Here is a 16,359-nt window from a genome sequence, read left to right on the forward strand (position 1 = left end):
TCCGGCTCAGTGCAGATCCGGCGGCGGCACGCCTCCGGCCTGCGTCCATTCGTCGATGGCCCGGCGCACCACATCCCGGAGGTCCTGCCCGATGCGCGGGTAGGCGTCATCGTCCAGGTTCGCCAGGGACACGCGGGCCGACCAGGGCGGGCCCTCGAAGCCGCTGCCATTGAGCAGCACCACGCCGTGGCGCCGCGCGAGGGTGAAGACGATGTCCAGCGGGTCGTGGTGTTCCTCGACGAAGCGGACGAAGTCCTCGCCGATGTGCTCCCGGCACCACGCCTCCAAATCGAGCGTCTGGTAGTAGGCCGTGCGCAGCGGGTCGTCCCGCAGGGGGACGCCCATCCCGTCGAACAGCGCCTTCAGCCGCTCCTGACAGATGCGCTGACAGCGCTTCTTGTAGACGTTGTCCTTGTCCAGCAATGAGAACAGCGAGAACAGCGTCATCTGGAGCTGCTGGGGCAGCGACAGGCCCGCTGTGTGGTTCAGCGCCACCGCGCGGCTGTCCGCCACCAGCCGGTCGATGAACTTCAGCTTGCCCGGGTTCAACGTGATGGAGCCATACCGCTCCTCCATCAGCGCCCGCTGCGCCGGGGGCTGCCGCGCGAGGGCCTCGTCGAGGATGTTGTCCTGGTGCAGCGCCACGACGCCCAGCCGCCAGCCCGTGCAGCCGAAGTGCTTGGAGTAGGAGTAGACGAGCAGCGTGTTGCGCGGCAGGTCCGCGGCCAGCGAGCGGAAGCCGTTGACGAAGGTGCCATAGACGTCGTCGGTGAGGATGAGCAGGTCCGGTCGGCGCGTGCGCACCAGCTCCACCAGCCGGTCGACGGATTCCTGCTGGATGGCCACCGCGCCCGGGTTGGAGGGATTGACGACGAAGAAGGCCTTGATGCGCGGGTCCTCCAGCTTGCGCAGCTCCGAGTCCGGGTACTGCCACGTGTGGACGCCATCCTTCGTGTGGGCGCTCTGCTGGATGTCCACCGTGTGGAGGGAGAACTCCTCCAGGCGGGGGATCTCCAGGTACGGCGTGAAGATGGGCGCGCCCAGGGCGATGGTGTCTCCCTTCTGGAGCAGGCCGTTCACCATCAGCGAGCGGAAGATGTACGTCATCGCGGCGGTGCCACCTTCGACGGCGAAGAGGTCGAAGTGCCCGGGGGGAGGACGGCCCGCGAACAGTTCCCGCGCCAGGTATTCGTGCACGATGCGCTCGGCATGCACGAGCATCCGGTCGGGCACCGGGTAGTTGTCCCCGATGGCCGCGTCGGTGAGCTCCCAGACGAATCGGTCCGGGTTGAAGCCGAGCATGGACTCGCCGTACTCCAACGCGTCGCGCAGCAGTTGCACGCCCGCGTCATCGTCGCTCGCGTTCAGGAAGTCGTGCAGGCGGCGCGCGATGCCCGGGGAGCGGGGCATGCCCGCCAGCCCCACGCCGGGCTCGTCCCAGGCGCGCCGGCTCTCCGCGAGCGCGAACTGGCCCATCAGGAAGAAGGCCTCGCGGGGCGTGGTGGCGATCCAGTTGGGATTGCCCCGCCCGGCATTGAGCATCACCGCCGCGCGCGTCTTCACCGCCTCGTCGGCGACCTGGATGAGCTCGTCCTTCAGCTCGAAGGGACTGAGCCTGCGCAGCTCGCTGTCAGAGGGGGACTCCTGCTCGCCCGCCGACAGGGTGTCCTGGGACGTGTCCTCGGTCATGTCGCCATCCTTCCGTGTCCGTCCAACGGTGACCCGCCCCCGGGACGCAGGCCATGCGCCCGGAGGGGAGGGGGAGCGGCACCAGCAGGCGTTGCCCTGGGTGGTGCGCCGGACGCGGCGGGTGGGCCTGTCGGAGTGAAAAAACACGACGGGCGAGCGCACTCGGGCTGGCGGCGACGAAGGAAGGGGCAAGGTCGGACAGACAGTCCGCCAGAGTCGAGACCCTCCATGAACTCTTGGAATTGCCGTGTCGCTGATACACAGCGCGAGTTGGATGACGCGCTCCGTGTCCGCTGGGAAGTGTTCGGGGTGGAGATGCGGATGCTGGGCGACAAGAAGCCGCAGGCGCCGCGTGAGGCCAACTGCTTCGACACGCTGCCGACCACCGCGCACGTCGTCGTCTATTCTGACCAGGAGGCGGTGGCGACCGCGCGGTTGCTCCTGCCCAACGCGGAGGTGGCGTCCTCGGCGGGCAGCCTGATGGGGCTCGACATCGAGCGGAAGCTGGACTTGTCGGAGCTTGTCGCGCCGGGGCGCGTGTTCGCGGAGACGACGCGCTACTGCGCCCGCCAGAAGTGGCGCAAGCACGCGGTGCTGCGCCTCCAGGCGTGCCTCTACCGCGAGAGCCTCCGCCGGGGCGTCACCCATTGGATCGCCGCCGCGAACATGGAGACCGACAGCGAGGAGGAGGCCACCCTCATCTACCGGGCCGCCGCGCGCCAGGGTTGGGTGAGCGACCGTTTCCGGGCGCGGACGCTCGAGTTTCCCGCACCGCCGCGGCAGCCCGTGGCGCCGCGCCTGAGCCCGACGCAGTTGGCGCGCGCGCGACAGGGGGACCTGGACGACCTGAAGCTGCCTCCCGTGCTGTCGCTCTTCGCGGACAAGATGGGCGCGCGCTTCATTGGCCCGCCCCACTACGACACGGCGTTCCACCGCTTCACGGTGCCGCTCGTCGCCGCGCTGGACGAAATTCCCCAGGGCACGTTGCGCCTCTTCGACACGCTGGACGCTGACGCCGCCTGACGCCGGGCTGGCTCGCTTCCTCTTCTTCCCCTTCACCCTTCAACCACCAACGCCGGACCCTTTCGGGGCCCGGAGCAGGAGTCGTGTATGTGCAAGCAGCCCAAGCAGGAGCAGACGACGAAGACGGACTGGATGGCGGCCCTGCGGCGCGAGGCGCGGGGGCTCGTGCGGGAGCTGGACGCGAAGCCGGGTGCCCGGCGCCTCTTCGAGGGCCGCATCCGGCAGGACGACTACGTGCACTACCTGGTGCAGACGTACCAGTACGTGCGCTGGAGCACGGGGTTCCTCAAGGACTCGGGTGAACGCATGAAGCAGGAGGGGCAGCACACCGCGCTCGCGGACCTGCTCATCCAGAAGGCCGGGGAGGAGAGTGGCCATGAGAAGTGGTTGCTGGCGGACCTGAAGAACCTGGGTTGGACGCAAGAGCAGGTGGAGAACGCGTCGGTCTGCTCCGCGGTGCGGGCCTACGTGGAGTGGAACCGCTTCACCACGCTGTCGGGCGTGCCCACCGCGTTCCTGGGCACGGCCTACGTGCTGGAGTACCTCTCCGTGGAGCGCGCCCCGGGGGCGGTGGACCGGCTCATCGCGGACAGCGGCATCCCGAACATCCACAAGGCCGTCACGTTCCTGCGCGGCCACGGCAACGCGGACGGCGACCACGTGGCTGAACTGGAAGCGGTGTTGGGCCAGCTCGAATCCCCGGAGGAACAGGCCGCGCTGCTCCTGTCGGCCCAAACCACGCGCGCCCTGTTTCCGAGCTTCTTCCAGGAACCCTGAAAGCGCCATCCCCCGGGAGAGGTAAAGACAGTCAACGCCCGTCTGGACATCCTGCGCCCCGAACATCGACCTCTTGGGGGCGTCACACAGGCATGAAGATTCATCGGATGTTGGCAGTGGTCGCGGGACTGTTCCTGGCGGGTTGCGGCGGTGGAGACGACCCGGGGGAGGACAACCCTCCCCCGGTGACGTGCTCGGCGGCGAACTGCACGGGTTGCTGTTTCAACAACACCTGCCAGACGGGGAACACTGCTTCCGCGTGTGGCAAGGCCGGAGCCACGTGCAAGGCGTGCAACGCGGCCCAGGTCTGCAAGACGGAGCAGGCGTGTGGTGCGGATCCGGCGGGTGTCTGGTTCGTCCAGCCCACGTCCGCTCAAATCACGGCCAGCAACAATGGCACGGCCTGGGATGCGGATGGCTCCGCGCCGGATGTCTTCGTGGAGATGCAGTGCCCGGGGGCGACGGTGGCCTCTGTCACCCCGGAAGTGGAGAGCTATACACCTGCGTGGACTTCGGGCGGTTGCACCGCGACGGCGGCTCGTCTGCTCGCGGAGCCCTGGGCCTTCCGCGTCTGGGACAGTGACGTCAGCGCCAACGACACCATCACGGGCGTCCTCCTGTATCAGTTCCGGGAGGAGGACTTCACCGCGGGCCGCGTCACCCTCCAGCCGTCAGGGGGCATGACGTCGATCACGCTCAGCGTGCGCAAGCAGCCGTAACGCATTGTCACTCGCAGGGCAGGGGGGCCCGGGGGCGAAACCGCCTCCGGGCCTCTTCCTTTTCTCGCCGGCTCACCCCGGCTTCTGTCTCCAGGCCGCGTGGTAGAGCAGGTCCGTGCGACTCTCCATGCCCAGCTTGGGAAAGATGTTCCTGAGGTGGGTCTTCACCGTGTTGAGCGTCAGTCCCAGCTCGTGGGCGATGGTCTCGTTGGCCCAGTTGCTGAGCACCCCCTGGACGACGTCCGCTTCGCGCTTGGAGATTTTCTGACGCCACTGCTCCGGCATGGGAATGGCCCGGGAGCACTCCTGGAACACCAGCGCCCAGGGGCGGCTGCCGCGCTGTTCAGGCAACTCCACGAACGTCACCTTCAGGTCGCGCTGCTGTCCTGAGCGCACCCACGTGTCCACGCCCAGCTTTCGCTCCGTCCCCGGTGCCCTCAACTTTCGCAGGTGCTCCCTCAATTCGGAGGGGAGCTGGGCGTCGTGGAGCTTCAGCTCCGGATACCAGCGCTTCAGGATCTCCGTCGCGCCCGGCGTCCTCAGCCGCTCACGCTCCGGCGGATCCAATACGACGCACTCGGCGCCCTGGTGGCGGAAGAGCGCGTCCAGCAGGTCGCCGCGCATCGCTTCGCTGCCGAACATGCGGCAGTTGCGCACGGTGTTCACCAGGTAGGGCGTCAGCCAGTTCAACAGCGCCTGCTCGCGCGCGGAGAAGGGCTGGGCGTGCTCCCGGTACAGCGTGAAGCCTCCGTGCCAGTCCTGCCGCAAATCCAGCAGCACCGCCATCACGTGCTCCAGCGGCAGCCCCAGCTCCCGGCAGCGCAGGTACAAGAGGCTGCGCTTCAACTCCTTGCGCGACAGCATGTCCGAATCCCGGAGCGCCACGTTGGGATGCTTCACCACCGACTCGCGCACGAAGTCCACCGCCGCCAGCTCCGGGTAGTGCGCGAAGAGGACCCCGGGCGCTCCCAGGCCCAGCCATTCATAGTCACCGGGCCGCTCCGGCCGCGACACGCACAGCGCCGCGTAGTCGGAGGGCAGCAGTTGCGTGATGGTGGTCTGCGCTCGCGTCAGGACCTCCGTCAGGTCCAGGGAACTGGAGAGCGCCTGGGTCAACTCGGAGATGAGCGCCTGCTCGCGCGCGTTGAGGTTCATCGGGCCTCCCAGCCGGTACAGGCAATGGCATAGCGGTGGGGAGGGCTTCGGGTCTGTAACCCGCAAGGGGTATGGACGGGCCCCCTGTCTGGAAGGCCCGTCCATGCTTGTCATTGCCGTGAGCGTGGGGTCAGTTGCCCGCGCTGCCCTGGGCGGGCGGCGTGCCCGTGGTGGGGCTGGCGGAGCTGCCCATCTGCTTGTTCTTGTCCCAGGCCGGCGGCGTCACTTCCATCTGCGCGCCCTTGTTGCCCGGGGTGCCGGTGTTCGGGACGCTGGGCTGCAGCGTGGACCCTTCGCCCGTGGTGTTGCTGCCCTGCTCCGGCGTGCCGGAGCCGCCCACACCCTCGTCGATGCGGTCCGGATCCGCGACGCTGTCCGCGCCGTCGTCATCCGGCTGGAGGACGCCCGAACTGCCCGAGCCTCCCGTGGCCCGGTCCCAGCGCTCCGCGCTGTCCTGGGGTGCGTCGGTGCTCGGCTGCTCCAACGGTGGGACTTGGTGGTCGGTGTGGCTCTGCGCGAACGCCTGTCCGGAGACGGCGAAGGTGGCCAGTGCTGCCATCAGGGGGAGCTTCATCGGTGTCGCTCCTTGGAAGAACGGGTTGGTTCTCCCAAGGTGGCGACCGTCGGGTGGGAAACAAGCGCTTGACGCACACCCGCCCCGGGGTCGGATTCCCGCTGGCAGGGCGGGCAGGCAGCCTTCAGCCCGCCAGCGCCTTCGGCGGCACGATGCCCACGGCCCACGCGGTGAGCTTGCGCAAGAGCTCCGCGCGGTCCTCGGGCACGGAGAAGAGGTGGTCGGCGCGCGGGTAGAAGGCGTAGGTGACGCGGTGCTCCAGCTTCAGCGGCGAGAACATCTCGTAGAACTGGCGCTCGTAGTTGAAGGAGAGCCCCATGCCGCCGGAGAACACGAAGCAGAGGTTCACGCCCCGCTCCAGCAGCTTCGCGTAGTCCTCCGTCAGCCGCGCCTGCTCCGGGTACTCGCGCGTGTAGACCTCGTCCGCCTCGCCGGCTTCACGCAGTTGGGAGGGCAGCTTCCGCTTGCGCAGGAAGCGGGTCCAGCGACGGGGGCTCAGGTAGCGAAGCTGGAAGCGCAGGTGGTAGCCCACCGTGCGGTACGTGTAGCCGTCGATGAAGGCCGCGCCCACCACGCGCGGATCCTGCACCGCCACGGAATGCACGCTGTCCACGCCGGAGCACAGGCCGATGAGCGCGAAGTCGCGCTGGCCCTTCTTCTGCTCCAGGTAGTCGAGCGCGGCGCGCGTCTCCTCGCGGGCCCGCGCGAACTCGTCGGGTCCGCCCTCGCGCCGCGGGCGGCTGTCGCCCAGGCCGGACAGGTCGAATCTCAGCGTGGTGATGCCGCGCGCCGCCAGCAGCCGCGCCAGCTCTACCCACAGCCGGTAGGGCCCCACGTGGTGGTTCAGGCCCACGTTGGAGAGCACCACCGCGGGCGCTCCCGGCAGCACCTTCGTCGGATCCGGCTCCGTGAGCACGCCCGTGAGGCTCTGCTCGGGGCCGAAAGTACAGATGCGCTCGCGCATCACGCGACCTCCTTCAGGAGCGAGGTGATGGTCTGCAGGATGCGGTTGGACAGGAGCGCGGACTCCTGTCCGCCGCCTGCGCCACCTTCTTCCCGCACGACGTGGTGCTGGAAGGGCAGTCCTGTGGCCTCCAGGTGCTGCTGGAGGCGCTGGTACTCCGGCTTGGGCCCGGCGGCCACCAGGTGCGTGCGCGTCGAGGGCCACGCGGGCATCGCCGCAAGGTCCAGCGCCAGGATGTCCTCACGCAGGGGCCGGGGGAAGGCGAAGCCGAGCAGCTCCTCGCGCACCTCCAGCGGGCTGTCCACCTGGGGGAACAGGGTGCGGGCGGCCCGCCGGGTCTGGAGCAGCTCCAGCTCCTTCAGGTACGTGGCCCCCTCCACCAGCGGCTCCCAGAGCACGAGCCCCGCGGTGGACAGGCCCTCCGCCGCGGCGCGCACGGCGAGCGCCGCGCCCAGCCGCATGCCCACGAGCGCCACGCGCTGCACGCCCGTCATGTCCTGCAACTCGGCGACGGCCAGCCGGATGTCCTGGACCCAGGAGGCCACGCGGCCCTCGTGGACCTCTCCGGCGGAGTCTCCCGTGCCGTAGTAGTCGAAGCGGAAGACGTGGAAGCCTTCGCGCGCGAGCATTCCGGCCAGCTTCCGGAAGGCCCAGTGCGTCAGCATGTATTCCTGGGCGGCGGGATAACAGAGCACCACCCCGGTGGCGCGTTCAGCGCCCTGGGCGGGGTGGTGCATGCCGAAAAGCTGTCTTTCGGAGCTGCCGAAGAAGCAGGGCGTCACGGTGGGACCATTCTCCTCGAAGGGTCGCCGTGTCCTAGCGTCCCGGAATCTTTCCCTTCAGCTTATTGAACAAGCGTTGCGCCAGGGGAACAGAAGTCTCCGGGGTGGCAATCTTTGTCGGGGTGGCCGGCTGCTGCGTCGCGGTGGCCGCCGGGGCCACGGGCGTGAACTGCGACGCCACCTGCTCCAGCGTGTTGAGCAGCAGGGTGCGAGGGTGCAGCACCTGTCCCAGCTCCTTTTGCACGCGCATCACCACCTGGAACGACAGCAGCGAGTGCCCGCCGATGTTGAAGAAGTTGTCGTGCACGCCCACCTGCGCGATGCCGAGCACCTCCCGCCAGATGCGGGCCAACTGCTTCTCCATCTCCGTGCGGGGCGCGACGAACGCGTCCTCGGCGGGACGCGCGGCGCCGGCCGGAGGCGGCAGGGCCTTGCGGTCCACCTTGCCGTTGGGCGTGAGGGGCAGCGCCTCCAGCTCCACGAAGTGCTGCGGGACCATGTACTGCGGAAGCTGCGAGCGCAGGTGCTTGCGCAGCTCCGTGTCCGTGTACGCCTGTCCCGGCTTCGACACGAGGTACGCGACGAGGCGACGGTCGCCGGGCCGGTCCTCGCGCACGAGGGCGACGGCCTGGGCGAGAGAAGGGTGCGAAGCGAGCGCCGCCTCGACTTCACCCAATTCGATGCGGAAGCCGCGCAGCTTCACCTGCGAGTCATTGCGTCCCAGGTACTCGACGGTGCCGTCGGCAAGCCATCGAGCGAGGTCGCCGGTGCGGTACATGCGCTCGCCCTGGCGGAAGGGGTTGGGCAGGAAGCGCTCCTGCGTCAACTCCGGGCGGTGGAGGTAGCCCAGGGTGACGCCATCGCCGCCGATGTAGAGCTCACCCGCGACGCCGACGGGCACGGGGGCCAGGTGGGCGTCGAGCAGGTAGAGCTGGGTGTTGGCGATGGGGCGGCCGATGCGGATGGAGGAGAGGGGAGGCTGTACGCGCCAGGTGGTGGACCAGACGGTGGTCTCCGTGGGGCCGTACATGTTCCAGAGGCTGCCGACGCGGGCGAGGAGGGCCTCGGCCAGTTCGCGGGGCAGGGCCTCGCCACCGCAGAGGGCCTTGAAGCCCGGGCGGGGCTGCCAGCCGGCTTCCAACAGCAGGCGCCAGGTGGAGGGCGTGGCCTGCATGACGGTGACGCCTTGCGACTCCAGCGCGGCCTTCAACAGGGGCCCATCCGCCGCGGTGTCACGGGAGGCGAGGACGACCTGGGCACCTGTGGTGAGCGGGAGGAAGAGCTCCAGGACGGCGATGTCGAAGGAGAGGGTGGTGACGGCGAGCAGGACGTCCTGGGCGGTGAGGCCCGGGGCCTCCTGCATGGTGGCGAGGAAGTTCACCACCGCGCGGTGCGGGACACGCACGCCCTTGGGCTTGCCCGTCGAACCCGAGGTGTAGATGACGTACGCCACTTCCTCCGGCGAGACGGAGAGCGGCTCGGGGGCCGTGTCCGCCTGTGAGGTCGTGTCCTCGACGAAGAGCGACTTCGCGGTGGTGGAGGGCAGGCTGCCCTGGAGCGCGCGCTGGGTGACGACGAGCGAGAGCTGCGCGTCCTCGACCATGAAGGAGAGGCGCTCGGGCGGGAAGCCTGGATCCAGCGGGACGTAGCCGGCTCCGGCCTGGAGGATGCCCAGCAGGCCGACGACCATGTCCGGTCCGCGCTCGGTGAAGAGACCGACGAGGCTGCCCGGAGTGACACCGGCCTGCTTGAGCGCGTGCGCCACCTGATGGCCACGCTGGACGAGCTGGCGGTAGGTGAGCGTCGTGGCGCCGGAGCGCAGGGCGACGGCGTCGGGGGTGGCCTCGGCCTGGGCGGCGACGAGGGTGTGGACGAAGGCTTCGCGGTTGAAGGGCTGGGTGGTGGCGTTCCAGTCCACCAGCACGCGCTGCTTCTCTGCTTCCGGCAGCAGCGGCAGGCGCGCGACGGGCACCTCCGCGTCCGACACCGCGGCGCGCAGCAGCGTGCGGATCTGTTCGAGCATGCGGACGACGGTGTCCCGCTCGAACAGGTCGGTGTTGTAGTCCATGCCGCCGACGATGCCGTGGGCCGTCTCCTTCACCCAGAAGCTCAGGTCCAGCGGCGTCGCGTGCGCGTGCACGTGCACCTGGCCGTAGGTGAGGCCTCCCAGGGTGTTGCCCCGGTTGCGCACGTCCTGGAAGGTGAAGAACGTCTGGAACAGCGGCGTGCGGCTCAGGTCGCGCTGCACACCCAACTGCTGGAGCAGCAGCTCGATGGGCATGTCCTGGTGGCCGAAGGCCTCCATGCACGTGGTGCGGACGCGGTCCAACAACTGCCGGAACGTCAGCTCCGGGCCCATCTGCGTGCGCAGCACGAGCGTGTTGACGAAGAAGCCGAGCAGGTCCTCCACCTCGGGATGCGAGCGACCCCGGATGGGCGTGCCCACCACCAGATCCTCCTGACCCGAGTAGCGGTGCAACAGCGTCTTGAAGGCCGTAAGCAGCACCATGTACAGCGTGGCGTTCGAATCGCGTCCCAGCTTCGTGAGCGCGTCGACCTCCGCCCCGGTGAGGACGAAGGGCTCGGTGCCGCCCTTGAGGCTCATCTGCGCGGGGCGCGGCTTGTCGGTGGGCAGCTCCAGCGCGGGCAGGTTCCCGGAGAGCTTCTGCCGCCAGTAGAGGGCCTGGCGCTCCAGCTCCTCACCCTGGAGCCAGTTGCGGTGCCACTCGGTGAAGTCCGCGTACTGGATGGGCAGGGCGGGGAGCTTGGGCTCCTTGCCCAACGTGAGCGCGGCGTAGAACACGTCCAGGTCACGCAGGAACACGTCGAACGACCACCCATCCCAGATGAGGTGATGGGGCATGAAGAAGAGGACGTGCTCGTGGGCCCCCATGCGGAACAGGGTGAGCCGGAACAGCGGCGGCGCGGTGATGGGGATGGACTCGTCCGCCAGCGCCTGGAGGCGGCGCAGCAGGTCCTCCTCGCGCAGGTTCGCGGGCACCGGCTCCAGGTCCACCGGCTCCAGGTCCACCGTCAGCGACGGAGCGATGTGCTGCACGGGCGTGCCTTCATCCCAGCGGACGAAGGTGCGCAGGGCGGAGTGACGCGCAAGCAACCTGTCGAAGCTGCCGCGCAGCGCGCCCACGTCCAGTTCCCCGTGGATGCGGAACGCCGCGGGCAGGTTGTAGACGGCGGTGCCCTGGTTGAGCTGCTCCAGGAACCACAGCCGCTGCTGCATCAGTGACAGCGGAGCGGGCGCCGTGCCCGCGCGCGGCGTGATGCGCTGGGCGGGGCTCGTGGCCCCGTCGTCACCGCGCACCAGCCGGGCCAGCTTCTCCACGGTGGGCGCTTCGAACATCCGGCGCAGCGTGAGGCTGACGTCCAGGGCGCGGCTCGCGCGCGTGAGGGCCTGCGAGGCCAGCAGGGAGTGTCCGCCCAGTCGGAAGAAGTCGGCCGTGACGCTCACCCGACGCAGGCCCAGCACGTCGGCGAAGATGTCCGCCAGCTTCTGCTCCGTCTCATCGCGGGGCGCGACGTACGCATCCTCGTGGATGCCCACCTGCGGCGACGGCAGCGCCTTGCGGTCCACCTTGCCGTTGGGCGTGAGCGGCAGCGCGGGCAGCGCCACGAAGTGCTGCGGCACCATGTACTCCGGCAGCCCCTGCTTGAGGTGCGCGCGGAGGGCTTCATCCGGAGGCGTCGTCTGGCCGGGACGCGCGATGAGGTACGCGACGAGGCGACGGTCGCCGGGCCGGTCCTCGCGCACGAGGGCGACGGCCTGGGCGAGAGAAGGGTGCGAAGCGAGCGCCGCTTCGACTTCACCCAATTCGATGCGGAAGCCGCGCAGCTTCACCTGCGAGTCATTGCGTCCCAGGTACTCGACGGTGCCGTCGGCGAGCCAGCGAGCGAGGTCGCCGGTGCGGTACATGCGCTCGCCCTGGCGGAAGGGGTTGGGCAGGAAGCGCTCCTGCGTCAACTCCGGGCGGTGGAGGTAGCCCAGGGTGACGCCGTCGCCGCCGATGTAGAGCTCGCCGGCGACGCCGACGGGCACGGGGGCCAGGTGGGCGTCGAGCAGGTAGAGCTGGGTGTTGGCGATGGGGCGGCCGATGCGGATGGAGGAGAGGGGAGGCTGCACGCGCCAGGTGGTGGACCAGACGGTGGTCTCGGTGGGGCCGTACATGTTCCAGAGGCTGCCGACGCGGGCGAGGAGGGCCTCGGCCAGTTCGCGGGGCAGGGCCTCGCCACCGCAGAGGGCCTTGAAGCCCGGGCGGGGCTGCCAGCCAGCCTCCAACAGCAGGCGCCAGGTGGAGGGCGTCGCCTGCATGACGGTGACGCCGTTGGACTCCAACGCGGCCTTGAGGAGCGCGCCGTCGGAAGCGGTCTCGCGCGAGGCGAGGACGACCTGGGCACCGGTGGTGAGCGGGAGGAAGAGCTCCAGGACGGCGATGTCGAAGGAGAGCGTGGTGACGGCGAGCAGGACGTCCTGAGCGGTGAGGCCCGGGGCTTCCTGCATGGTGGCGAGGAAGTTCACCACCGCGCGATGGGGCACGCGCACGCCCTTGGGCTTGCCCGTCGAACCCGAGGTGTAGATGACGTACGCCACTTCCTCCGGCGAGACGGAGGGCGCCGGGGGCGCGGACTCGGGCTGCGAGGCCGTGTCCTCCAGCAGGAGCGGCTTCACGGTGGTGGAGGGCAGGGCCGCCACCAACGACTGCTGCGTGAGGATGGTGGAGAGCTTCGCGTCCTCGACCATGAAGGAGAGGCGCTCGGGCGGGAAGCCCGGATCCAGAGGGACGTAGCCAGCACCGGCCTGGAGGATGCCCAGCAGGCCGACGACCATGTCCGGGCCACGCTCGGTGAAGAGGCCGACGAGGCTTCCGGGCGTGACACCGGCCTGCTTGAGCGCGTGCGCCACCTGATGGCCGCGCTGGACGAGCTGGCGGTAGGTGAGCGTCACGGCGCCAGAGCGCAAGGCGACGGCGTCAGGGGTGGCCTCGGCCTGGGCGGCGACGAGGGTGTGGACGAAGGCCTCGCGGTTGAAGGGCCGGGTGGTGGCGTTCCAGTCCACCAGCACGCGCTGCTTCTCCGCCTCTGGCAGCAGCGGCAGGCGCGCGACCGGGGTCTCCGCGTCGGCGATCACGCCCCGCAGCAATTCTTCGTAACATGACATCCAGCGGCGAACCGTGGAGCCCTCGAAGAGGTCGGTGTTGTACTGGCACTCCAGCACCACGCGGCCATGGGCCTCGGACGCGTTGATGAAGAGGTCGAAGTTCTCGAAGTGGCGCGGGTTGCTCGCCAGGGTGCAGGTGAGGCCATGGAACGAGAGCTGCTCACCCGTGACGGCCTGATCCACGTTGAACAGCACGTTGACCAGCGGCAGGCGGCTGGGGTCCCGGGGCAGCGCGAGCTGCTTGAGCAGCGTGCCGAACGTGTACTCCTGGTGCTCGTAGGCATCGAGCATCGTGGTGCGCAGTTGCTTGAGCACCTGCGTGAAGGGCGCCTCCGCGGACACGTTGCTGCGCAGGGGCAGCGCGTTCACGCAGTGCCCGACCAGGTTCTTCAGCCCGGCCACGGACTGACCCGCGGCGGGGATGGCGACCACCACGTCCTCCAGCCCGGTGAGCCGGTGCAGGAGCGCCTTGAAGCCCGCGAGCAGCGTGGTGAAGAAGCTGCCGCCATGGCGCGCGCCCACGCGCTTGAGCTGTTCGACGAGCGCCGGCTCCAGGACGTAGTCCTCGCGCCGGGAGCTGTACGTCTTCGACGGCGGCCGACGCTTGTCCAGCGGCAGTTCCAGCACCGGCAGCGTGCCGGAGAACTTCTGGAGCCAGTAGCGCTCGTGCTCCGCGTACTCCGCCGTCGTGGCCAACTGCTGCTGCGCGAGGGCGTAGTCGCTGAAGAGGGGCGCGGGGGTGATGTCCGGCTGCACCCGACGCACCTGCGCCGAGTAGAACGTCGCCAGGTCGCGCAACATCACCGCCATGGACCAGCCGTCGCACACGATGTGGTGCGCGGTCAGCGTCAGCAGGTGCTGATCCTCGGCGAGCCGCACGAGCCTCGGGCGCAGCAGGGGACCGGCCTCCAGGGGCAGCGGCGTCTCCACCTCGTGGGACACCAGCTCCCGGAGCCGGGCCTCGCGCTCGGAGGAGGGCAGCGCGTCCAGCTCCACCACGTCCATCATGACGGGCGTGGTGCGCGCCACGCACAACGTGAGGCCATCCGCGCTGAAGGTGCTGCGCAGCGCTTCGTGCTGCTCCACCATGTCCTGGAGCGCCGCGCGCAGGCTCTCGACGTTCAGCGGGCCCTGGAGCCGCACGGACATGGACTCGTTGAAGGCGCACGACGCGTCGGGGCCCATCTGCACGCCGGTCCACACCTCGCGCTGGGGCTCGGTGGACGGGACGGTGAGCTGAAGGGCAGGCCCGGCGAACGGATCGAAGTCGTCGGGAAGGTCCTGCGTCTCGGGCGTGGAGGGATTCGGGGTCTTCATCGGGTCTCGCTCAACTTGACGAACTTGCCGGGCTGCGACGGGTGCGGGACGAACCAGGCGGGGTTGCCCTGCGGATCACGTCCCAGGCGCGCGCCGGGTACCGGAGGCTGGTTGGCATCGAAGGCCACGGCCGCGGGGGCCTGCGTCTGACGGGCCGTGCCCGGCAGGAAGCCCGCGTCCTGCAACTCGGTGACGCTGTCCTGGAACGCGTTGATGAGGCGCTGGAGGTCCGCGTCCGTGTGGGCCGTGGTGAAGAAGCAGGGGAAGCCGTCCCAGATGTGGATGCCCTTGTCACGCAGCAGGCAGAACAGCAGGTCCCCGTGGGAGATGTCCGCCGTGACGAACGTCTTCCACAGCGACCCGAAGTGCTTGATGCGCAGGGGCGCGCCCACCTCGTCGAAGAACGCGTTGAGCGTGTTCGCCAGCGTGTCCGCCTTCGCGCTCACGCTGCGCTGCAGCTCCGGGCCCGCGGCCTTCATGTGCTCCAGCGCGGCCTTCGCGGCGGCGAGCGCCAGCGGGTGGCGCACGAAGGTGCCGGCGAAGTACGTCACGCCCACCGTGGGCACCGAGTCGTCACCGAACTGCCAGTGGCCGCCGTCCAGCGCGTCCATGAAGGGGCGCTTGCCCGCGATGACGCCAATGGGCATCCCGCCGCCCACGACCTTGCCGTAGGTCGCCACGTCCGCCTGCACGCCGAACACCGCCTGGGCGCCGCCCGGGTGCATGCGGAAGCCGGTGATGACCTCGTCGAAGATGTAGACGGAGCCGGACTTCTGGGTGAGGTCGCGCAACTGGTGCAGGAACTCGCGCGGCTGGAAGTCGGGACGCCGGCTCTGCACCGGCTCCACCATGATGGCGGCCAGCGAGTCCGCGCGCTGGCGCAGGATTTCGAGCGTCTCCGGCGTGCCGTAGTCCAGCACCAGCACGTCCTGCACCGCGCCCGCCATGATGCCCGGGGCGGCCGGCACGGTGCGCAGGCTCTTGGTGCCGCGCACCAGCACCTCGTCGAAGATGCCGTGGTAGCTGCCGGCGAAGATGGCCACCGTGCTGCGGCCGGTGACGGTGCGCGCGATGCGCAGCGCCCCCATCACCGCCTCGGAGCCGGTGTTGCAGAGGGCCGCGCGGTCCGCGCCGGTGAACTCACAGACGAGCTTCGCCACCTCACCCGCGAGCGGGTGCATGGGCCCCAGCTCGTAGCCGTCGTCCACCTGCTTGCGCACCGCCTGGGTGATGAAGTCCGGCGCGTGGCCGAACATCACGGAGCCGAAGCCGTTGAGCGCGTCCAGGTACTGGTTGCCGTCCACGTCCCAGAGCTGCGAGCCCTTGGAGCGGTTCACCGCCAGCGGGTAGATGAGCTCCTTGAGCAGCGGCCGGAAGCCCGTCACCACGCGCGGGTCGGACAACTGGCTCCGGTTCTCCTGGGCCGCGCGCTTGGATCCCTGCGTCTTCGCGTTGTAGCGGCGGGTGAAGTCCTCCAGGAACGTCTGCTGGCGGGGCGTGAGCGCATCCTTCGGCGCGAGGCTGATGCGCGCGATGGCGCCGAAGGCCTTCTTCACGTCGTACTTCACCGGGCCCTTCAGCTCGGCCTCGTCCGCCGGGGCGGCGACGGGCGCGGTGGCGGCAGGAGCCTCCGGGGCCACGGCCACCGGCGCGGGCTGGAGCTGCACGGGCGCGGGCTGGAGCTGCACGGGCGCGGGCTGGAGCTGCACGGGCGCCGGGGCGGCCACGGCGGCGGGCTGGCCGGACAGGATGGCGAGCTGCTGGGTCATCAGCCGCAGTTGCTGTTCGATGACGGCCTGGAGCGTGCCAACGGGCGCGGACGGACCCTGCGCCTGGACCTGGAACACGGGGGCGCTGGCGACCGGCGCGGCGGCGACGTGCTGCTGCGCGAGGATGTTCGCGGCGAGCTGCGCGGGGGCGCTCGGCGCGGCGGCGGCCACGGGAGCGGGAGCGGCCTCCGGGGGCATCCGGCCGTCGAGGAACGCGGCGAGGTCGCCGAGCGACGGCACCTCTTCCAGGAGCTGCCGGAAGGTGACCTTCACGCCGAACTGCTTCTGCACCGCGAGCGCCGCCTGCGTGAGCACCAGCGAGTCGAGCCCCAGCTCCAGGAAGCTCGCGCCCGCGTCGGCATCGCCGAGCTCCAGGCCGCTGAGTTCCTCGAACAGGTTGCGCAGGGTGGGGATGAGACG

At 69.7% G+C, this 16,359-nt stretch carries 10 protein-coding genes; 3 read left to right on the top strand and 7 right to left on the bottom strand.

All coding sequences use genetic code 11. From position 1 onward, the window contains the following. Positions 1–6: 6 nt before the first annotated feature. The gene (aspD, locus tag D7V88_RS10300; RefSeq protein ID WP_120540447.1) at positions 7–1,689 is read right to left on the bottom strand and encodes an aspartate 4-decarboxylase; all 1,683 of its coding nucleotides are present in this window, start codon (positions 1,687–1,689) and stop codon (positions 7–9) included. 228 nt (positions 1,690–1,917) lie between these two features. On the opposite strand from aspD, the gene D7V88_RS10305 reads away from it, so the two are divergent. The 3 genes from D7V88_RS10305 to D7V88_RS10315 all read left to right on the top strand — a co-directional run bounded on the left by D7V88_RS10305 (position 1,918) and on the right by D7V88_RS10315 (position 4,208). Then, positions 1,918–2,712 carry a GNAT family N-acyltransferase gene (locus D7V88_RS10305; RefSeq protein WP_120540448.1) on the top strand — a complete coding sequence of 265 codons (795 nt, stop codon included), beginning with the start codon at positions 1,918–1,920 and terminating at the stop codon, positions 2,710–2,712. A gap of 87 nt (positions 2,713–2,799) precedes the next feature. Then, positions 2,800–3,489: an iron-containing redox enzyme family protein gene (locus D7V88_RS10310; RefSeq protein WP_120540449.1), complete on the top strand. Its 690-nt coding sequence runs from the start codon at positions 2,800–2,802 to the stop codon at positions 3,487–3,489. A 107-nt stretch (positions 3,490–3,596) separates the two neighbouring features. Next, complete coding sequence (locus tag D7V88_RS10315; protein WP_208726207.1) at positions 3,597–4,208, top strand: hypothetical protein; 612 nt, start codon at positions 3,597–3,599, stop codon at positions 4,206–4,208. Positions 4,209–4,280: 72 nt separating this feature from the next. Here D7V88_RS10315 and D7V88_RS10320 read toward each other — a convergent pair whose 3' ends face one another. From D7V88_RS10320 to D7V88_RS10345, 6 genes are all read right to left on the bottom strand, one after another. Then, a complete protein-coding gene (locus D7V88_RS10320; RefSeq protein ID WP_158625055.1) occupies positions 4,281–5,363 on the bottom strand; it encodes a helix-turn-helix transcriptional regulator in 1,083 nt (360 codons plus the stop codon). 130 nt (positions 5,364–5,493) lie between these two features. After that, positions 5,494–5,937 (bottom strand): hypothetical protein, encoded by a 444-nt coding sequence (locus D7V88_RS10325; RefSeq protein WP_120540452.1) that lies wholly within the window; start codon positions 5,935–5,937, stop codon positions 5,494–5,496. A gap of 124 nt (positions 5,938–6,061) precedes the next feature. Continuing rightward, positions 6,062–6,901 (bottom strand): alpha/beta fold hydrolase, encoded by an 840-nt coding sequence (locus tag D7V88_RS10330; RefSeq protein ID WP_120540453.1) that lies wholly within the window; start codon positions 6,899–6,901, stop codon positions 6,062–6,064. Continuing rightward, on the bottom strand, positions 6,901–7,683 hold the full coding sequence (locus D7V88_RS10335; RefSeq protein WP_120540454.1) for an alpha/beta fold hydrolase: 783 nt from the start codon (positions 7,681–7,683) through the stop codon (positions 6,901–6,903). Before D7V88_RS10335 ends, D7V88_RS10330 begins: the two co-directional genes overlap by 1 nt. Before the next feature lie 34 nt (positions 7,684–7,717). Next, a complete protein-coding gene (locus D7V88_RS10340) occupies positions 7,718–14,170 on the bottom strand; it encodes a non-ribosomal peptide synthetase (RefSeq protein ID WP_120540455.1) in 6,453 nt (2,150 codons plus the stop codon). Then, positions 14,167–16,359 (bottom strand): aminotransferase class III-fold pyridoxal phosphate-dependent enzyme (locus D7V88_RS10345; RefSeq protein WP_120540456.1); only part of this gene is annotated, 2,193 nt, incomplete at its 5' end. The genes D7V88_RS10340 and D7V88_RS10345, both read right to left, overlap by 4 nt.

The sequence above is a fragment of the Corallococcus terminator genome (genome assembly GCF_003611635.1).
Classification (GTDB): domain Bacteria; phylum Myxococcota; class Myxococcia; order Myxococcales; family Myxococcaceae; genus Corallococcus; species Corallococcus terminator.